At 49.8% G+C, this 18830-nt stretch carries 19 protein-coding genes; 4 read left to right on the forward strand and 15 right to left on the reverse strand.

The features are described from left to right. Positions 1–50: 50 nt before the first annotated feature. From ppnP to JQN59_RS17605, 5 genes are all read right to left on the reverse strand, one after another. Positions 51–335 carry a pyrimidine/purine nucleoside phosphorylase gene (ppnP, locus tag JQN59_RS17585; protein WP_003021477.1) on the reverse strand — a complete coding sequence of 95 codons (285 nt, stop codon included), beginning with the start codon at positions 333–335 and terminating at the stop codon, positions 51–53. Positions 336–406: 71 nt separating this feature from the next. Then, positions 407–1084, reverse strand: coding sequence for an AroM family protein (locus JQN59_RS17590; protein ID WP_003830963.1), 678 nt, complete (start codon positions 1082–1084; stop codon positions 407–409). A gap of 246 nt (positions 1085–1330) precedes the next feature. Further along, positions 1331–1522, reverse strand: coding sequence for a protein YaiA (yaiA, locus tag JQN59_RS17595; protein ID WP_003021472.1), 192 nt, complete (start codon positions 1520–1522; stop codon positions 1331–1333). Positions 1523–1548: 26 nt separating this feature from the next. Beyond that, complete coding sequence (gene aroL / locus JQN59_RS17600; RefSeq protein WP_008783910.1) at positions 1549–2094, reverse strand: shikimate kinase AroL; 546 nt, start codon at positions 2092–2094, stop codon at positions 1549–1551. A gap of 186 nt (positions 2095–2280) precedes the next feature. Continuing rightward, positions 2281–2736, reverse strand: a complete 456-nt coding sequence (locus tag JQN59_RS17605; RefSeq protein WP_008783909.1) for a YaiI/YqxD family protein — start codon at positions 2734–2736, stop codon at positions 2281–2283. A gap of 207 nt (positions 2737–2943) precedes the next feature. Between JQN59_RS17605 and proC the strand changes: the two genes are divergently transcribed. Continuing rightward, a complete protein-coding gene (gene proC, locus JQN59_RS17610) occupies positions 2944–3753 on the forward strand; it encodes a pyrroline-5-carboxylate reductase (protein WP_008783907.1) in 810 nt (269 codons plus the stop codon). A 17-nt stretch (positions 3754–3770) separates the two neighbouring features. Here proC and adrA read toward each other — a convergent pair whose 3' ends face one another. The 5 genes from adrA to JQN59_RS17635 all read right to left on the reverse strand — a co-directional run bounded on the left by adrA (position 3771) and on the right by JQN59_RS17635 (position 8603). Further along, positions 3771–4886, reverse strand: coding sequence for a diguanylate cyclase AdrA (adrA, locus tag JQN59_RS17615; RefSeq protein ID WP_095533161.1), 1116 nt, complete (start codon positions 4884–4886; stop codon positions 3771–3773). 91 nt (positions 4887–4977) lie between these two features. After that, a complete protein-coding gene (gene psiF / locus JQN59_RS17620) occupies positions 4978–5298 on the reverse strand; it encodes a phosphate starvation-inducible protein PsiF (protein WP_003830956.1) in 321 nt (106 codons plus the stop codon). A gap of 97 nt (positions 5299–5395) precedes the next feature. Next, the gene (gene phoA, locus JQN59_RS17625; protein WP_149607786.1) at positions 5396–6811 is read right to left on the reverse strand and encodes an alkaline phosphatase; all 1416 of its coding nucleotides are present in this window, start codon (positions 6809–6811) and stop codon (positions 5396–5398) included. Between the two features lie 104 nt (positions 6812–6915). After that, on the reverse strand, positions 6916–7158 hold the full coding sequence (locus JQN59_RS17630; protein WP_079935136.1) for a sigma-S stabilization anti-adapter protein IraP: 243 nt from the start codon (positions 7156–7158) through the stop codon (positions 6916–6918). A 248-nt stretch (positions 7159–7406) separates the two neighbouring features. Further along, positions 7407–8603: a multidrug efflux MFS transporter gene (locus tag JQN59_RS17635; protein WP_008783902.1), complete on the reverse strand. Its 1197-nt coding sequence runs from the start codon at positions 8601–8603 to the stop codon at positions 7407–7409. A 301-nt stretch (positions 8604–8904) separates the two neighbouring features. On the opposite strand from JQN59_RS17635, the gene ddlA reads away from it, so the two are divergent. Further along, positions 8905–9999, forward strand: a complete 1095-nt coding sequence (gene ddlA / locus JQN59_RS17640; RefSeq protein ID WP_126319067.1) for a D-alanine--D-alanine ligase — start codon at positions 8905–8907, stop codon at positions 9997–9999. 23 nt (positions 10000–10022) lie between these two features. Here the strand turns inward: ddlA and JQN59_RS17645 are convergent, their stop codons facing one another. Continuing rightward, complete coding sequence (locus tag JQN59_RS17645; protein ID WP_003830949.1) at positions 10023–10241, reverse strand: DUF2754 domain-containing protein; 219 nt, start codon at positions 10239–10241, stop codon at positions 10023–10025. 264 nt (positions 10242–10505) lie between these two features. On the opposite strand from JQN59_RS17645, the gene JQN59_RS17650 reads away from it, so the two are divergent. Beyond that, a complete protein-coding gene (locus JQN59_RS17650; protein WP_032942507.1) occupies positions 10506–10829 on the forward strand; it encodes a DUF2755 family protein in 324 nt (107 codons plus the stop codon). Here JQN59_RS17650 and JQN59_RS17655 read toward each other — a convergent pair. Both JQN59_RS17655 and sbmA read right to left on the reverse strand, forming a co-directional pair. Continuing rightward, a complete protein-coding gene (locus tag JQN59_RS17655; protein ID WP_048214809.1) occupies positions 10814–11917 on the reverse strand; it encodes a DUF1615 domain-containing protein in 1104 nt (367 codons plus the stop codon). The two genes, JQN59_RS17650 and JQN59_RS17655, sit on opposite strands and share 16 nt — an antisense overlap. Positions 11918–11932: 15 nt before the next feature. Then, positions 11933–13153: a peptide antibiotic transporter SbmA gene (gene sbmA, locus JQN59_RS17660; RefSeq protein WP_003021430.1), complete on the reverse strand. Its 1221-nt coding sequence runs from the start codon at positions 13151–13153 to the stop codon at positions 11933–11935. 384 nt (positions 13154–13537) lie between these two features. On the opposite strand from sbmA, the gene ampH reads away from it, so the two are divergent. Further along, positions 13538–14695: a D-alanyl-D-alanine-carboxypeptidase/endopeptidase AmpH gene (ampH, locus tag JQN59_RS17665; protein WP_003830945.1), complete on the forward strand. Its 1158-nt coding sequence runs from the start codon at positions 13538–13540 to the stop codon at positions 14693–14695. Between the two features lies 1 nt (position 14696). On the opposite strand, the gene iprA is transcribed toward ampH, so the two are convergent. Beyond that, positions 14697–15320, reverse strand: a complete 624-nt coding sequence (gene iprA / locus JQN59_RS17670) for a hydrogen peroxide resistance inhibitor IprA (protein WP_003830944.1) — start codon at positions 15318–15320, stop codon at positions 14697–14699. An 89-nt stretch (positions 15321–15409) separates the two neighbouring features. Further along, positions 15410–18331 carry an autotransporter adhesin EhaB gene (ehaB, locus tag JQN59_RS17675; RefSeq protein ID WP_149607787.1) on the reverse strand — a complete coding sequence of 974 codons (2922 nt, stop codon included), beginning with the start codon at positions 18329–18331 and terminating at the stop codon, positions 15410–15412. Between the last annotated feature and the right edge of the window lie 499 nt (positions 18332–18830).

Here is an 18830-nt window from a genome sequence, read left to right on the forward strand (position 1 = left end):
GCCGTGTTTAGCGAATGGCGACTCAATATCGCCATTCGTCATTTTTACGCTTACAGGTAACGGCAAAGATAGGATGTTGGCTCTGCTACCTGCAGATGAAACTCGCTGTTGCCCGGTACGTTAAACACGTCTCCTGCGGCATACACTTTCCACTCGGTTTCCCCTGGCAGCAGCACGTTCAGTGCGCCACTTACTACCGTCATCTCTTCAGGCGCCGCAGTACCAAAGGTATATTCACCTTCAGCCATCACGCCTACACTGGCGCGGCCAGTACTGCTGCTGGTAAAACCGATCGATTTTACTTTGCCGGAAAAGTATTCATTACTTTGAAGCATACAACTGGCCCTATCTCGTGATTAAGTTAGGAACCAATATAGGGGGCTGATGTTCCACCTGTCACGCAAAATTACGCCAGCAATTCCGAAGCCAGTCGAGCAATCAACACATTGGACAGCAAAACCGGGACATCCAGCGACTTTTGCAGTAAATCACGATGACGTTGATGAAACCCCAGGCAGTCCAGCATAAGAACATCAGCACCTTGCTCAAGGAGATATTTCCCGGCATCAATCAGCTGTTGTTCAGAACCTTCTACTGGATTCGCCACGGCGTACACTGGCGGAGTTTGTAACACCTGCCACTTTTGTGTCTGGGCTTTGAGCAATTCAGCAACAGGTACAATGACCCCAACCTGATGCCCTTCGACAATTGAAGCCACTAACGGGGGAATAATGCGTATGGGTTCCAACAAGATACTATTGCGGGCGGTCAGACGGGTGATTGAGGCGGTACTCATCAGCAGGATCACATCAAATCCCTGATTATCGAGAACCTCCACAATGCTTTGCAGCGAGCGTTCCACTTTCTGGCGTGAGACATGAGCAAGTTGGTGGTCGCTAAGCAGCGTTAATAACAGCTCGTCACCGGGTGAAGCCCCGTACTCGGCCATCACATCTTCTCGCTGCATCTGCCCCAGCAGACTGTGGTGAGTAATGTGCTGTTCATCAATATATTCCGTCAGGAGCGGTAACATCTCACACATCGGCACAACGCCAATCGTGAGGATAGCCAACGACGTACTCATTTGTTGCTCCACCGTCTTCTTACTTTGCTGTGAAATCCCGGATAAGAGCCGGGCGCTGACCTGTGCTACAAATGCTCAAAAGCGTAGCAGTAGATCGGCGGTGTATTGTGTAAAGATTCCAGATCATTCCAGTACTGGATTGTTATTGTTTAATTTTCAATTTTTACTGTATACGGCGAAATTTAAAAAAATGTGATGCGCGCCCGGACTGGCACTTTTAAGACTCGTGCCAGAGCGGTCTTCATATCAGGTTTTATCGGGGTCTTCGTAGCGTTTTTTAGCATCCATCGCTTCCTGAGCCGAAGGATGCTCACTGATCAACGAATTCGGTTTAGGGTGATCGGCACGAAGTTGATACCAGGTTACCGTCTGGCCTGGCGTCCCTTTTTCAACCGTAACAATGGTCGCTTGACGTGGGTAAGGTGGTTGTGTCGGCATAATTCTTCCTTTTCACTGGATGAACATTAAGTATAGACACCGCCCTGCAACCGTGGCGCTGCCTGCGCCAGTATCCCAAGAATGTCTTCCACTACCTGCGAAGGTGGATTGGTGGCATCAACGATATAGTGCGCAGCCTCACGATACAAAACATCGCGCTGGGCGAGCACTTCCTGAACCTCTTCGGTCAACGGTTTGCCGGTTAGAGTCGGTCGCAATCCTTCTTCAGGCGTGGCCTCCAGACGATCAACCAGTACCGATACCGGTGCGCTTAGATAGATAACCACGCCGTGGCTGCGCATGTAATGGCGATTAAATTCGGTAAGAATGATACCGCCGCCGGTCGCAACAACCGTGGCAGGAGCTGTGACAGCCTGCAGAGCGGTCGTTTCCTGTGCACGAAACCCTTCCCATCCTTCTCTTTCGACGATTTCCGCCACGGTCATTTGCACGTGCGATTGCAACCAGCGATCGGTATCAACGAACTGGAAATCAATAGCCTTTGCCAGCGCCATACCGGTTGTCGTCTTACCACACCCCCGGGGGCCAACAAGAAAAAGAGGTTGCGTCATCACAGAATTTCCCCAGAGAGCCGCCAACAAGCGGGATCTGATGCGGTTAAAAATATAATCATATCATCAAACTAGTACATCGCCAAAACCGTAAAGAAAAAATTACAGAAAGAATGGCAAGATGAGTCAACCCCTACTATAACAAGAATTCACAATGAATAAAGTGTAAATAATAAATTACACACTCTATTTTCTACGCTGAACTTCCAGCCACCACTTATCCAGTTCAGCCGCAAAATGCTGTCTGTCGCGGGGCGAAAGGCTGTCCGGCCCCCCGGTCTGGATACCGCTGGCACGCAGTGTATCCATAAAATCACGCATCATCAGACGCTCACGGATCGTCGCTTCGGTATAACGTTCGCCGCGCGGGTTAAGCGCTGCCGCACCTTTTTCAATCACTTCAGCCGCCAGCGGAATATCTGCCGTTATCACTAAATCACCGGCGCTGCACTGACGCACAATCTCGTTATCAGCCACGTCAAAGCCCGCAGGCACACGTAATGTGCTGATGAAACGCGAAGGCGGGACGCGCAGGCTTTGGTTGGCCACCAAAACAAGCGGCATTTGCATGCGCTCAGAGGCGCGGTACAAAATGTCTTTAATCACATTCGGACACGCATCGGCATCCACCCATATTGTCATAGCTTCTCCCCACTGGTGTGCTGTCGCACATTGTCGCGTGCTTTTACTTTCAGGCAAAGTGCTGTTTCTCCTTCTGAACATATTCATTCCGCGCTAAGCTTAGCTTTCCCAGATTTACCCTAAATAATTCGGGTTGCAGCCAACGCACATGCAACTTGAAGTATGACGGGTATAAAACAATGAATATCATCCATAGGGAGTGACAAGATGGACAAGAAAATTGGTTTTATCGGCTGCGGTAATATGGGCAAAGCCATTCTTGGCGGCATGATCGCCAGCGGCCAGGTTCTCCCCGGACAAATCTGGGTCTACACCCCTTCCCCCGATAAGGTCGCCGCGCTACACGACCAGTACGGCATTAATGCGGCGCAGTCTGCACAAGAAGTCGCGCAAATCGCTGATATTGTTTTTGGGGCCGTAAAACCAGGCATCATGATTAAGGTGCTGAGTGAAATTACCTCCAGCCTGAACAAAGATTCCCTGGTCGTCTCGATTGCCGCAGGCGTCACTCTCGATCAGCTGGCCCGTGCCCTGGGTCACGACCGTAAAATCATTCGCGCGATGCCAAACACGCCGTCGCTGGTGAACGCCGGAATGACCTCCGTCACGCCGAACGCCTTAGTCACGCCAGAAGAAACAGCCGACGTGCTGAATATCTTCCGCTGCTTTGGTGAAGCAGAAGTCATTGCGGAGGCAATGATTCATCCGGTCGTTGGCGTCAGCGGTTCAGCACCGGCCTATGTATTTATGTTTATCGAAGCGATGGCTGATGCCGCCGTTCAGGGGGGGATGCCCCGCGCGCAGGCTTATAAATTTGCAGCACAAGCGGTAATGGGTTCGGCGAAAATGGTTCTGGAAACGGGTAAACATCCTGGCGAATTGAAGGATATGGTGTGCTCGCCAGGTGGAACCACCATTGAGGCGGTACGCGTCCTGGAAGAACGCGGTTTCCGTTCATCGGTGATTGAAGCGATGATTAAGTGCATGGAGCAGTCGGAAAAACTCAGCCGCTCCTGAGTTAACACCGCCGGACGTCAGGCCGCCGCTTCAGTGCGGTTACGTCCGGAATTCTTTGCTTTGTAGAGAGCCATATCTGCTGATTTTAACCATTCTCGATAGTGTTCAGTTTCAGACGTCAGCGGCGCAACGCCCACGCTAATGCGCAGGTCAACCTGCGGCGCGCAAGATAAACGCAGTTGGGTAAGCCGTTCGTGAACACGAGACATCGCTGCAATCGCGCTGCTCGCTGACGTGCCACACATGATTACCGCAAACTCATCACCGCCAAAGCGACCAATCACATCGCTACCGCGTAAGGTCATCTGTAACTGGCGGGTCAGTGCAACAATGGCCTGATCCCCGACGTCATGGCCCCAGGTATCATTGATACTCTTAAAATGGTCGATATCGATGATAAGGAGCGTGGCATCACGCTGATGGCGGCGGCAATTATCAAATTCATTCCGCAGCAACAGTTCCCAATGACGTCGGTTATAAACTCCGGTCATCCCATCTCGCGTACTCATAACCTGTAAGCGACGTTTATGTTCTGCCAGCCTGATGAGCGTCTGGTAACTCACCCAGGCAAACAGCAACGGGTAAACCACTAACACCGGCAGAGACAGCAGCACACTCAGTTGCGTACTGCTAAAAGCCACGGGAATATCCGTTAACTGTAACGTCACCAGGCAGGAAACCACCATCAACACGGCGCCTGCGATGAAGACACGCATACCCCCTGCGCCCATCAGGTTGATACAGATAATCATCAACAGCGCCGTGGATGGCAGCAAGTTTATCCCCATAATCCCCATCCACATCCCGGCGAGGATGGCATCGGCTTTTAAGTTGGTATATTCGCTATGCAGTGGATCGATAGCTTTACTTGCCAATTGCCATGCCAGATGCGGCCAGACAAACGCCCATCCCACCAGCAAAAGCCACCAGCCTCCGGTTATTGGCTGAGAAACTAATACCGACGCGATAGGGAAAAACATTCCCCCCAGTCCCACCGCTCGCGGCAGCCTGATTCGTCGGGCAAATCGCAGACCGGAACGTTGGTGGTCATTTTGATGAAGCAATATAAATGCTTCATTCGGGACGACCTTCTTTTGATAAAAGTTTTCATCATTCATCGTATTTGGGAATATTCTGAAACAAATTTCCCAAATTATAGGAAGGGGTCTGGTGGCGGAAGTATGATATTTCGGGTGAGCGATTTTACCTGCTCACCCGGAAGTGCTAAGCAGATTTTTTCAGGCAAGCGCTCATAAACTTATTACGATCATCGCCTTTCAGAGACTGTTCCGTCGCCTTGACGTTGCATTCACGCATTTTCTGTTGCTGCGGCGTCAGGCTCTTTTCCTCAGGCGCAGATTTACTGTTTTTCAGGCAATCACTCATATAGGTCTTACGCGCATCCCCTTTTAAGGTCTGCGCCGTGGCCTGCTGATTGCAGGTGGTCATACGCTGTTGTTGCGGGGTTAACGTCTTCTCGGCAGCACCGACGGTAGTTAAAAAAATCAGACCAAAAAGTAACGTCATTAATAATGTAATTTTCATAGCACCATCCTTTTCTGAACGACGACACACAGGTAAGTTTGGCTGCTAACGATAAAAAAACCACCCGACGGCAAAAGTATTGCCGCCGGGTATCAGCTTATTTCAGTCCTAACGCCGCTTTCATGGTGTAAAACAGATCGGTTTGATCGGTCAGGCCAACCACATTCGCCGCATGAGGGCCATAGGCTGCAATACGCAGTTGGCTGCCGGTGTGCTCCTGGGACTCTTCTTCAGAGTTGCCATAGCTAATGACCATCACCGCGCCATCTTTAGTGTTCAGCGCCTGCGTCAAACCTGGCGCTTTGGTATCCGGTGCGACGATCTGGCTGGCATGCGCGTGGTCAGCGGTTACCACAACCAGGGTGTTGCCATCTTTCTTCGCAAAGGCAAGTGCACGCTGCACTGCTTCATCCAGATCGACCGTTTCACCAATTTGTCCACACGGGTTAGCGGCATGATCTTGTTTGTCGATTGACGCGCCTTCTACTTGCAGGAAGAAACCTTTCTCATTTTTGCTTAACAGCTCAATCGCTTTATCCGTCATCTGCGCCAGCGTTGGCACGCTGTCGTTACGTTTTGGATTTGGCGTACAGGTCACTACCGGCTTATCCAGGTTGCCGTGATAAGACGCTTTCGGCCCTTCCCAACGCACTGGCATATTACCGTCTGAGAACAGACCCAACAGCGGTTTATCCTGATTCGCTTCGCTAACAGCCGCCAGCGTCGCGGCATCACTCACCATCTGGTAACCACGGGCCTGGGCTTGTTCTCGCAGCGTTTTACCCTGCCACTCACCTGCCGTAGCGGTTTCAGTAAAAGTCTTTGCCCCGCCGCCTAACGTAACATCCGCACGAGCATTCAATAATTGTTCGGTAATTGACCCTTTACCGCCTTTTTCCAGCGCGTTCGTCGGGCATTTTTCAGCCGTCACGCTCGGGCCATAGCATTTACGCGAAGTGACATGGGCAACCAGTGCGGCCGGCGTGGCATCCTGTAATTCAGCCGTGGAAACGTTGCCTGTCGCCAGACCTGCCGCTTTGGCCATTTCCAGAATCGTGGTGTGATCTTTTTCATGAATATCCACACCCAGCGCCCCGTTATAGGTCTTCACGCCGGTTGTCCATGCTGTCGCAGATGCTGCTGAATCTGTCACATAATCGGGCTTGCCCGTTTTCTTATCCAACGCATAATGCGTGTATTGCCCGGTCAGCGGTAAAGCATCAATACCTTTAAAAAAGCCGCCCGCGCCTTCAGCATAATTTCGCACTGCCGTTATTTCGGAATCGCCCATCCCATCGCCAATCAGTAAAATTATATTTTTGGCCGGTTTATCGTTCAGGGATTCGCGCAGAGCTGCCGTTTGATCGGCAGACAATCGGCGAGCGCCACCCGGCGTGGTGATATCTCCCTGAGCAGCACGATTATCCATAACCGCTACAGTAGATGTTTCTGCATTAATAACCGGGGTAAACAGCAAAGGTAACAGGGCAATAGCCAGAGCGCTTTGTTTCACTTTATATTCTCCATGTATAAATACGGTAAAATTAAAACAAAGCGACTATAAGTATTTGATGTGACACTTTTATGATAATTTGTGGTTACCCCACCACAGATGGATCACAACGCTTTTGGTACGCACTCGCCAGCATTATGTATGTTCGTCAGAAACGCGGGCATGCGGTTTCCGCCAGCCAGCGCTCCCTCAATTTGACGAATAAATATTTGCCGATCGTTCCACGCCATATTGCGCAGCATTTCGATGATTACCCGCTCTAACGTTTCGACCTGTGCCGCCAGATCTTGCGATTCTTCTTCTTTTTGCGCGAGCTTAAGTAACAACTCAGTGACGAGGTTTTTCATTTGCCTATTCCCTTAACAAAATATGGGCCACGTTATCATTAAGGCTCACGACTGCCTAGAGGATGAAAGTTGTATTTTTATAAGGAATAAAAAGATTTGAGAAAACAATCACAACACAAAATAAGGGTAAATGCGTCTGGATGCAGAATGATTCAATATAAAAAGGTAAGAAAAGTAATAATCACACAAATATATAATACACACTTATGAATTAACAACGCTGACAGGCAGCGTTGTTAATCAGGAACTCAACGAACCTCGCGCCGACGTCGCAACGCGATAGCCAGTTGCCAGATATTGATAAGCACAATGCTTGCTGTAGCAATGAACACCCAACGAAATCCCGCCATTGCCGATACCGTTGCACCCATCAATGGCCCGGCGACGTTGCCAAGGTACATAAATGACTGGTTATAGCCAAAGATGCGTCCGGTTATCTGGTCGCTGGAGTATTTCACCAGCAGCGTCTGCACCGCCGGCAACATCGCACCATCAGCAAAGCCGAGCAGAAAACGTAAAATTCCCAACTGCAACGGCGTGGTGACCCACGACATGGCGAAAAACAGCACCACCGCGAAGATTAACGTCGCCATTAAAATCCGCTCAGTACCAATACGGTCGCCTAATTTACCAAGTCGAGGCGCGGAAATCAGAGCAGAAATGCCCGGTACTGAGGCAATCAGCCCACTGAGAAAAGCAATATTCGAACTGTCCGGGACCATTGATTTAATAAATAGCGCCAGAATAGGCCCAATTGAGCCGTTACACAGTTGAATCACCATGGTGGTAAAAAATAAGCTGATCACCAACGCCGGATGCGAAAGCGAGGCAAACACGGCCTTCCCACTCAGACGTTCGCTTTTTTTAATCGTCGGGCGAACGCCCTCTTTGATCAAGAACAGTGTGACCAGAAAACTCACCACCAGTAAGGCGGCGGTAATACAGAATACCGCCCGTAAGCCAACATGATCGGCGATAAAGCCTCCCATCAGCGGTCCGCCAATGACGCCGCTAATTTGCGCCGTAGAGAGCGTACTCAGCGCCCAGCCGCTGCGCTCGCGTGGAACCTGTGACGCAACCAGCGCCATCGCATTAGGAATATAGCCGGAGGTTAACCCCATCACCCCGCGCAGCAGAAAAAGCTGCCAGACGTTAGTGGCAAATGCCTGTAGCAAAATCGCAATGGCCATCCCCAGTGAGGCCCGCAGCAGCATCAGCTTGCGTCCTTTGCGGTCGGCCAGACTGCCCCACATCGGAGAAACAATGGCTGAAATCAGGAAGGTGACGCTGAACGTTAATCCGGACCACATTGATAGCGCTTCATGCGAGGTCACGCCCAGTTGGGAGATATAGAGTGGTAAAAAAGGCAAGATTTGGCTAATCGCCAGTCCGGTAAAAAAGCACCCGAACCAAACGGAAATAAGGTTAACTCTCCAGGATTCCATAAGGACTCATAACGATAAGTAGCTGAAAACTGCGAGCAGCTTAACAAATTACTTAGCTGAATAAGGATCCACAGGTGCGATAAATCACAGTTTAGGATTTTATCTTCCCGCTCATCATATTTGTGATATAGCTCACATCAAACCCATAATATAAACAGGGGATTGTGCTTCCCGCGCGATCTGCGTGTCTGTCCCCTTCTAATCCCCTGTCATTCGCCAAAACAATCTGCCAGAAGCCGAGGAAACCTGCGTTTTGTCGTGGTAATGTATGTGCTTTGCATTCATGGAATGGGTTTTTAAGATGGCAAAGTTGCGGGTAGGAATCGTATTTGGTGGTAAATCAGCGGAACATGAAGTGTCATTGCAATCGGCAAAAAATATTGTCGATGCCATCGACAAGACTCGCTTTGACGTTGTGCTGTTAGGTATTGATAAACAAGGGCAATGGCACGTCAGCGATGCCAGTAACTATCTGCTCAATTCAGACGATCCGGCGCATATTGCGTTGCGACCTTCTGAGACCAGCCTGGCGCAGGTACCGGGTAAACAAGAGCACCAGTTGATCGATGCACAAAACGGTCAACCGCTGCCGACGGTCGATGTTATTTTCCCAATCGTACACGGTACTTTGGGTGAAGATGGCTCTCTGCAGGGCATGCTGCGCGTGGCGAACCTGCCGTTTGTCGGTTCTGATGTGCTGGGTTCTGCTGCCTGTATGGATAAAGACGTGACCAAACGTCTGCTGCGTGATGCCGGGTTAAACATCGCGCCATTTATTACGCTCACTCGCGCGAATCGCAACAGCATCAGCTTTGCCGAAGTGGAATCCCGCCTGGGTCTGCCGCTGTTTGTAAAACCGGCCAACCAGGGATCGTCCGTTGGCGTCAGTAAAGTAACCAGCGAAGCCCAATACGATCAGGCCGTCGCGCTGGCATTTGAATTCGATCATAAAGTCGTTGTGGAGCAAGGGATCAAAGGCCGCGAGATCGAATGTGCGGTACTGGGCAACGATCATCCGCAGGCCAGTACCTGTGGTGAGATCGTGCTGAACAGCGATTTTTACGCTTACGACACTAAATACATTGACGATAACGGTGCCAAAGTTGTCGTTCCGGCAGCAATTGCGCCAGAGATTAACGATAAGATCCGCGAAATCGCCATTCAGGCCTACCAGACTCTGGGCTGTGCCGGCATGGCGCGCGTGGACGTCTTCTTAACTGCTGAAAACGACGTTGTGATCAATGAGATCAACACGCTGCCAGGCTTTACCAACATCAGTATGTATCCGAAACTGTGGCAAGCGAGCGGTTTAGGCTATACCGATTTGATCACTCGCCTGATCGAACTGGCGCTGGAACGCCATGCTGCGGATAGCGCGCTGAAAACCAGTATGTAAACCCGTCAGGATGCCTGATAGAGCTATTGGGCATCCTTTGCTTCATCATCTTCAACGCGGCGACGGATGATTAATCCGGCCAGCCAAAAGCTAATCACCCAGGTCACCAGCCCCACCGCATAAGTTTGCCATCCCTGCGCTTCAAAACCTAATAACCCCACCACGCCATTCAGAATAAAGATAAGCCCAATAGCGAAAGCATAGTAGTGCCAGTCTCGGCGGATTTTTACAGGCAGGTTCATAACAGCTCCGGTGGAAATACAACACAGTAAGGCATCCTCGCACATTTCCCCGAGGGCGTCTGTGGCCTGTGCGGAATTTCTTAAATGTAACTCAGTTTAACTTAAGGTTACATAATTGTGACCGCCAACAAAAAACCGAAATCCAGGAATAATCTCTACCTGAAATTACCATCATTCTGATATTGACATTGCCGATCACCTGTCAGACTCACTCTCAGTTCCAGGCATTACGTCAAAAAAAGCAGGTTATTTCCGGAGGTCTTTATGGCTGATTTTACGCTCTCAAAATCCCTGTTTAAGGGCAAGCATCGGGATCCCTCCTCCCTGCCCGGCAACATTGCGTATGCCGTATTTGTGCTGTTTTGCTTCTGGGCGGGTGCACAGATTTTAAATCTGTTGGCCCACGCGCCCGGCATCTATGAAGAACTGATGCAGCTGCAAATGCAGGAGACAGGACGCCCGCGGGTTGAAATCGGTTTAGGCGTCGGTACCCTCTTTGGACTGATCCCCTTCCTGGCCGGAAGCCTGATTCTTGGCGTCATAGCGGCGGTCATGCGCTGGCGTCACCGTCATCATAAAGATGACTGATTCATACACTTCGCCCGACGATCGTCCACCCGTTTAGCAAACCATGCGGTAGTCAGATTACGCGTGATCTTCGGGCTTTCCAGTTGAATGCCCGGCAGCATTTCACGGGGTAACGTTTTCCCGGTCTTCGCTTCCGCCAGCTTATAAACCTTTTCGTACAATGCGGTTTTTTCAAAGGCCAGGCTGTCACCTTTTTGCAGTTGACGGCGGATCTCACTCTCGCTCATCCCTAGCTTCCCGGCCAGTTTACGTACCGCCAGCTCCGTTTTGCCCGGCTCACTGCTGCCATAGAGAATCAGATCCCCGTCCATCGCCAGCTTCACTCCGCTGGCTTTACTGACCGCATTCTGGAAAGCTGCATTGCGGCTCGCATACCATCCGGCATTAAAATCGGCGAAGCGGAAGATTGGCGCACTGTAATTCGCCGGGTAGTTGAGCAGATGATACGTACCGAACCACAACCCACCACGGCGGCTAAACACTTCCTGACGTACCGTCCCCGCCATTTTCCACGGATACCCGCTGGTGTGCTGCTCAGCAAACGCGATACTGACCTGCATTGGACCACCGGTATGTACCGGATTAAGCGATCCAAACAATGTCTGCCCCATCGGCACCATGTTGATGAAATCATCAAAGATGGCGCTAAGCTGTTTTTCCGTCTTCACCGTATCCAGACGCTCGCTGTAGCTTTTCCCCGTTGGCGAGTTAATCTTTAGCGCGGTATGCACGACAAACAGCGGGATATGCATGCGTTCTGCGCGACGGTCAATCTCTTTCCAGGCGATTTTGCTTAAACCAGGAACAGCCGGATCGGCCTGGAAGTTTGACTCCTGCTGCGCTACCGCCAGCACCGAACAGATGTTTTCAACCGTCGGTGCCAGCTTCTGGCTTTCAAAGGTCTTTGCCAAATCCTGCGCCCACGCGTCCCGGTCTTTCACGCTGGCGGGCATTTTCTGGCGCACCACGCTCGCCACATCGACGGCTTTCTCCCCCTTTTTTAGCGGCTGCGCAGGTTGGCTACTACATCCCACCAGCACCAGTGCTGCCAGACCAGACAAGGGGTAAAGACGGGAAACCGTCGACATAACATCTCCTTATTATTAACTCAGCGTATGGGTAACTTCCTGAATATCCTGACCATCAAGCTCTCGTTCAAAGCTGCGCAGACGCTTATAAATAGACATCAGTTCTACTAACGTTGTCCAGGAGTTAATCAGATACTGGAACGAGCCGCGCACCTGGCCAAACACGTTAGTGATTTGCGTCATCAGGCCGAGCGTAATCGTACCGGCAACAATCGACGGAAACAGCAGGAACAAGCCGAAAACGTTATCAACCTGCAGGTAAAGAATACGGGCAATATTGAAGTACATATAGTGAAAATAGAGACGGAAGTAGTTTTGCCGTACCGCATGGAACAGTTCACGCACCGTCGGTGGCGTCGCACGGTTGCCATCATCTTCGCCATAGACCAATTCTTTACGATAGGCCGCTTCCACGCGCTGGTTTTTAAACTCCAGCCCGGGAAGCTTTATCCCGACCACGGCCAGTAAACCGGTTCCCATCAGCGACCAGACAATCGCGGCAATCACCAGGCCATAAGGCACATGTCCAACAATCGGCAGGTCAGGAACATGGGCAGAGAGCGTTACCAGTACAGGCAGGAAGGCAATCAGCGTCATAATCGCGTTGATAAAGCTGACGCCCATATCTTCCAGCGTAGAAGCAAAACGCATGGTGTCTTCCTGTACACGCTGTGCTGCACCTTCGATGTGACGCAAATGCTGCCAGTGCGCCATATAGTGTTCGTTCATCGCGGTACGCCAGCGGAACACATAGTGGCTGACGAAGAAGTTGTTCATCACGCCAATGACTACGGCTATCAGCGCAATACCGAGAAAAATGCCCACTTCATGATAGAACTGCTCAATCTTCACCTTGTGTGGTGCGCTGAGCGCAGTTTGAATCAGGTCATAAAATGGCGCATACCAGGCGTTGACGGCGACGCCGACTTCAACCAGAAACCAGGTCACAAAAATAATCAGCGATGTGCCCAGAATAGACCAGTACTGCCAGCGGTGCGGACTGTAGAGAAACCAGAACAGCGCGAACACCCCGACACAAAGAATGTAGTACGCATAAAAAATCAGGTAATCCAACGACCAAAAACGCGCTGCGCTAATAGGTACGTCTCCCGACGCGCCGGTAATATGTGCAACCCAGGCTCCCCCACCTGCTTGCCAGAATACAACGGCGACCAGTGCCCAAATAAATGCCGAAATAAAGAACGGCCCCGGCTTTGGGAAAAAAGACTTAAACATAGTGCTCTCCTGCTAACTTCTTATCGTTATGACGACTGCTGTGCATTTGCCACCGTAGAGTGCGGAGGCCAGACGGCTTACGCCCAAAAACACAAGCTGAAACCGACAATTGTGACCAAAACCGAGGCACTTAGTTCGCACCTCGGTTATGAAGAATTGTTTCTGTGGTTTTCACACTCGACAACGTTCCAGTATGTGCAGATTATCACAGCGTGAGATCACAAAAGCGAACATCCGCAATCCAGGAAACTCCTGTGTTTACTCATCGTTACGTTTTTCCCACTATCATTGGTTGATAAGCGCTTTGCAATACGCCGATGAGTAGTATAAATACGCATACGCACGACATCCTTTTTCACTTTCTCTAACTCATGGACACCACCGTTGAAACGTAGTCTGCTTTTTTCTGCCGCGCTGTGTGCGGCGTCATTGACATCTGTCCAGGCGGCACAGCCTATAACCGATCCGGTCTTCGCCTCTGATATCGTTGATCGTTATGCCGACCATATATTTTACGGCAGTGGTGCTACGGGGATGGCGCTCGTGGTGATTGATGGTAATCAGCGTGTATTTCGCAGTTTTGGTGAAACACGCCCCGGCAATAATGTTCACCCGCAACTGGATTCCGTAATCCGCATTGCCTCAATTACCAAATTAATGACCAGCGAAATGCTGGTGAAATTACTCGATCAGGGCACGGTCAAACTCAACGATCCATTGAGTAAATATGCACCTCCTGGCGCACGCGTACCCACTTATCAAGGAACACCAATTACGCTGGTGAATCTGGCGACGCATACCAGCGCACTGCCGCGCGAACAGCCAGGCGGCGCGGCCAAGCGCCCGGTGTTTGTCTGGCCAACCCGCGAGCAGCGCTGGAGCTATCTCTCAACGGCTACGCTTAAAGCCGCACCAGGATCGCAGGCTTCTTATTCCAACCTGGCGTTTGATCTGCTGGCCGATGCGCTGGGTACCGCGTCAGGTAAGCCTTATCCGCAGCTGTTTGAAGAAAAAATCACCCGTCCGCTGGGGATGAAAGACACCACCTTTACGCCATCTCCCGATCAGTGCCGACGCCTGATGGTCGCGGAAAAAGGTGCCAGTCCTTGTAACAATACGCTGGCAGCGATGGGCAGCGGCGGCGTCTATTCAACGCCTGGCGATATGATGCGCTGGATGCAGCAGTATCTTTCTTCTGACTTTTATCATCGTAGCCAGCAGGCCGACCGGATGCAGACGCTGATTTACCAGCGTACGCAGTTAACTAAAGTGGTGGGAATGGACGTTCCAGGCAGAGCCGATGCGCTTGGTTTGGGCTGGGTCTACATGGCGCCGAAGAATGGCAGACCGGGAATTATTCAAAAAACCGGTGGCGGCGGTGGCTTCATTACCTATATGGCGATGATCCCACAGCAAAACGTTGGGGCATTTGTCGTAGTGACGCGCTCTCCGCTGACCCGTTTTACCAATATGAGCGACGGTATCAACGAACTGGTTGCAGAGTTGAGCGGGTACAAGCCACAGGTCATTCCTGCATCCTGATTCAATACTCAAAAGGCAAACGGTTAATGCACACCAGTTTGCCTTTATTCATTTCAATGTAACCGCCTTTACGCAATGCTGCGAGAACCTCAGCGACAACCGAGCGTGAAATTCGTGTGCGTTGGTGAATATAGTTCATAACGCCAATGCGTGAACGAAGGGCTTCATCCCATTTCGTCATAGAGATCAATGTCGCGCGAATCTGATCGTAGGAGTTGTTGCCGATCAACTGCAGATCGCGTAATTCAAGCATGGAGTTTTGCCATGCCAACCAACAAAAAGCTTCACGCCAAAGCTGGCACTCTTCAATTATATTAATTGTTTGCGAGGCAGGTAGATGGTATCCCGTACAATCGCTTTCCGTGATTAATCTGTATTGTATATCTGTTTTTATCACACCATCTGAAAGCCCCATAATAAACGGTGCCTGCGCAATACCGACCAGCACATTCTCCCCTCGCCTCAGAGAAATTACACCATTTAAAATGATAAAGGTATCGTCACTGTTTATATCACTGGAATAAATTATTTCTTTATCGTTATCACACTCAAAGTGTTTGCCATATTTTGACAAACATTTATCAAGCTTACCAAATTCCACAAGCGGTTTATTTGCAGACAACATTTGGGCATTCCTTGCAATAAATGCCCGTCAAATCCGTGACGGGCATTTTTCTGAGTTAGATTATCTTTTCTTTAACAACAAGAGATGTCTTACCAGGTATATTTAACACCAACATTTGCAGACCAGTCTTGATCAACATCGCCACCACCGAGGTAGTTAGCATCGGTGTATGCGCTGAAATTTTTGGTAAAGCTGAACTGAGTACCCAGTCCAACACGTACCGCAGAACCTTCTACACCGTTGTCGATAGAGTCGCCGTTTACGTCAGAATCGTTGTTAGAGTCGTCGTAAACGTAAGCCAGTTTGAAGTACGGGGTCAGCGCCTGGTCGTCGCTATAAGCGAAGGTATAACCTGCATCGACACCGAGTTCATAACGCATGCTGTCATAAGACTGGCTATCAACTTTCATGTCGTTGCTCAGCTTATAGTCATCACCAGACTGGAACAGACCGGATACGCTGCCGTATGGCGTTACGTAACCTGCATCACCCAGCTTCAGGTCATAACCCAGTTTCAAGCCAAAGCCCCAGGCGTCAGATGAGGTGCTGCCATCAACATACTCACCGTTGCTCATGTTGGCAGACAGATCGTTGTTGAAGTGAGAGTAGCTTAAGTTACCGTCAACAAAGATGTTGTTGGCAAAGTGAGCAGAAGAGTAGATATAGGCAGTCTGGCTATCCTGATCCACCTGACCGGTACGGTCGCTCATATCACCTTTCGCGAAGCCTGCTGCAGCACCGACAATCCACTTAGCGTTGTTACCATCAATTTTGGAATCAACACCGACCATGATGCCGTTAACATCCTGATCGTAGTTAATGGTGCCGTTATCTGCATCGAAGCTACCACCGAAGTAGCTTACCCATGCGCCACCGTTATCAACCAGGCCATGACGCGCGTTAGTCAGACGAGTACCAACGGTATCTTGTTCCAGGTTCCAGATATTGGTGTTAGCAGACGGAATGCTCAGCGCCATGTTCGCGTAGTCTGTCAGTTCCATCTGCTGCAGAACAACGGTGTTACCCTGCTGCTGTGCCTGATAGGTGTAAGCACCCAGGTCAGCTTTGTTAGCTGCAGAGAAAGTCGCAGTGCTGTTCGCGTCGTTAACGTAGACCAGCTCGTTACCCTTGTAATCCGCAACAGAACCTGCGCCAGTCGCGTTGTCGATGCGGACTTTGTAGTTACCAGTTGCCGCCGCTACGTGGTCACCATAGTTATCAACTTCAGACTGATCGCCTGAGGTGTCGGAATCGCCGTTACCGTTGATAGTCAGATGACCATCAGAGTTCATCGCGATCACGCCATAACCGTAGTTAGACTGAGATTTATCGTTAGTGCGATCGTTGGTCAGATCAGCATTCAGCACATAGTCAGTGCTGTTGATGTCGAAAACACCCGCGTTAACATGGTTATAAGCGTCGGTGTAGCTAGTCAGGTTCAGGGTATCAACCTGCAGTGCATTACCGGTACTGTTACCCACATCCAGAACGCCGTTGTTAGTGACGTTAATGGTGTTTGCATACAGCGCAGCTTCAAGCACATTCCAGCCAGCAGAAACATCATCGGCAATTGTGACAGTACTGTTGTCGATAGACAGCGTATCCGTCGCAACGTGACCATCTTCGTTGATGTTCAGTGCAGAAGCACCGGTCAGAGAGATAGAGTCAGCAACCAGCTCAGAATCACCCACGTTGACGACGGAACCGCTATTGATGCTCAGGGTATCAATCAGGGAAGTTTTGGTGGTATCCCACTGTGAAGCACCGTTCAGCGTGACGTTGAACAGGCCGCTCTGGTAGACAGCGTTGCCAACTACATGACCATTTTCGTCATAAGAAGTTGTGTCGCTATCAATACCGTAGGTTGAATCCGGCCACAGGCTGTTAGCGGTGATGTCGATCAGCGTAGCGGTGGCTTCAGTGCCTGCAGCGTAGCTGTCATAAACGCCGTCACCATCGGTGTCAACCTGGTGCACGGACATTGCCGCGCCGACCCACTTACTGCCGTTGTTCAGGGTCAGATCCAGACGGTCAGTACCGTCCCAACCATTGGTATCCAGGTCAGCATCGGTATCACGATAAGTGTCAGCACCGTTCGGGAAGAAGTTCTCATCGAAGTTGCTGGAGAACAGCACATCACCCATCAGTGTGGAATTGTTAAACGTTGCGGTGGTCTGCATCGCGTTATCTGCATTTGGATTAGCAATAACCGCTAACGCAATATCGTCTGCAGTATAAGACCCGCTGTAGTCGCTTGCATTGCTGGTGTTACCAAACCAACCGGTGGTGCCTTCGTCAGTCCATGAACCAGAGGTCAGGGTAGAATCGCTGACAGCGATAGTGTTGTTAAATACTTCACTGCTGTTTACGCCAGTGCTGACGGTATTATCGTCAATGTCTGCCCACTCGTAACCCTGAGTCAGGGTTATGCCAGCGACATGAGAGTTGGCGGAGATAGACAGATCAACTTCTTGATCCAGCGTGATAGCCGTACCCAGGTTATAAACGTCGACAACGTGTGTGTCAGCTGCGTCATTATACGTACCGTTGTAGGTATAATGTTCGTAGTTGTCATCGATAGTTGAATTGATGACGTTCATCGCCAGGCGATCGTAGTAATAGTCAGTACCCGTACGGTTAGTACAATCCGTGGTCATACATTCGGATGTCACCATACCGTGAATGGTGCTGTTTTTAATCGTCAGGCTGTTGTTATTGGTGTTAGTAGACAGCCCATCATCCAGATAATAAGTCGAAATAACGCCGTTGACATTGGCGTTATTGATTACCGGATAAATATCACCGTTATAAATACTATCGGTGTCGTAATTGTTCCAACCGACATATCCATCATAATAGACGCCATCCGCGTAGGATGCGTCATTATAATGAGCAAACGTTGTGTAGGTGGTCCCAGAGATATCAGTTGAAGCATTCGCCTGAGAAGTGATTGCCAAAGTGCAGGCTAATGCTAATTGTGATACTACAAGTTTCTTTTTCCAAGTGTGCATTTGTCATCCCTCCTCAGGGACGTAATATAGTTGATCCATCAATTATCAATGCAAAGAAAACATTTTATGTTTCGCGGGGAAGATTATGCGGTTTCACAAAGGAAAGGTTCAATTATTCTTTGGCTTAAGTCCGATTACGGACAATAGATATGCAAATTATTCGAAACAGAAAACAAACGTAAAAATCATTTTTATTTTAGACAGTTACATGTAAAGGCATTGGCAAAACAATATATTGAGCTTATGATTAACTTAAAAATCAAACGTCAGCAAATAAATACCGTTAAATCCCGTCACTTAATTAAAAATTAAATTAAACTAAATTCACCATAAAACTAATCACTATTTAAAATAGTCATAATTGCAAAAATAGAGATAACACATAATACCAAGCATTGGTAACATCACCATAACCTCGGCATAACGCCAACTTTCGTAAACCTCTCGCCCTCAGGTTCGGGTATACTACGGCCTTCGATTCCACAAACATCAGGCATAC

Source organism: Citrobacter sp. B72 (assembly GCF_016894305.1).
GTDB lineage: Bacteria > Pseudomonadota > Gammaproteobacteria > Enterobacterales > Enterobacteriaceae > Citrobacter > Citrobacter portucalensis.

What these genes read in the sequence shown, in the direction of transcription:
- ppnP (WP_003021477.1), bottom strand. Translation starts at nt 335, where the DNA reads ATGCTTCAAAGTAATGAATACTTTTCCGGCAAAGTAAAATCGATCGGT.
- JQN59_RS17590 (WP_003830963.1), bottom strand. Translation starts at nt 1,084, where the DNA reads ATGAGTACGTCGTTGGCTATCCTCACGATTGGCGTTGTGCCGATGTGT.
- yaiA (WP_003021472.1), bottom strand. Translation starts at nt 1,522, where the DNA reads ATGCCGACACAACCACCTTACCCACGTCAAGCGACCATTGTTACGGTT.
- aroL (WP_008783910.1), bottom strand. Translation starts at nt 2,094, where the DNA reads ATGACGCAACCTCTTTTTCTTGTTGGCCCCCGGGGGTGTGGTAAGACG.
- JQN59_RS17605 (WP_008783909.1), bottom strand. Translation starts at nt 2,736, where the DNA reads ATGACAATATGGGTGGATGCCGATGCGTGTCCGAATGTGATTAAAGAC.
- proC (WP_008783907.1), top strand. Translation starts at nt 2,944, where the DNA reads ATGGACAAGAAAATTGGTTTTATCGGCTGCGGTAATATGGGCAAAGCC.
- psiF (WP_003830956.1), bottom strand. Translation starts at nt 5,298, where the DNA reads ATGAAAATTACATTATTAATGACGTTACTTTTTGGTCTGATTTTTTTA.
- JQN59_RS17630 (WP_079935136.1), bottom strand. Translation starts at nt 7,158, where the DNA reads ATGAAAAACCTCGTCACTGAGTTGTTACTTAAGCTCGCGCAAAAAGAA.
- JQN59_RS17635 (WP_008783902.1), bottom strand. Translation starts at nt 8,603, where the DNA reads ATGGAATCCTGGAGAGTTAACCTTATTTCCGTTTGGTTCGGGTGCTTT.
- ddlA (WP_126319067.1), top strand. Translation starts at nt 8,905, where the DNA reads ATGGCAAAGTTGCGGGTAGGAATCGTATTTGGTGGTAAATCAGCGGAA.
- JQN59_RS17645 (WP_003830949.1), bottom strand. Translation starts at nt 10,241, where the DNA reads ATGAACCTGCCTGTAAAAATCCGCCGAGACTGGCACTACTATGCTTTC.
- JQN59_RS17650 (WP_032942507.1), top strand. Translation starts at nt 10,506, where the DNA reads ATGGCTGATTTTACGCTCTCAAAATCCCTGTTTAAGGGCAAGCATCGG.
- JQN59_RS17655 (WP_048214809.1), bottom strand. Translation starts at nt 11,917, where the DNA reads ATGTCGACGGTTTCCCGTCTTTACCCCTTGTCTGGTCTGGCAGCACTG.
- sbmA (WP_003021430.1), bottom strand. Translation starts at nt 13,153, where the DNA reads ATGTTTAAGTCTTTTTTCCCAAAGCCGGGGCCGTTCTTTATTTCGGCA.
- iprA (WP_003830944.1), bottom strand. Translation starts at nt 15,320, where the DNA reads ATGTTGTCTGCAAATAAACCGCTTGTGGAATTTGGTAAGCTTGATAAA.
- ehaB (WP_149607787.1), bottom strand. Translation starts at nt 18,331, where the DNA reads ATGCACACTTGGAAAAAGAAACTTGTAGTATCACAATTAGCATTAGCC.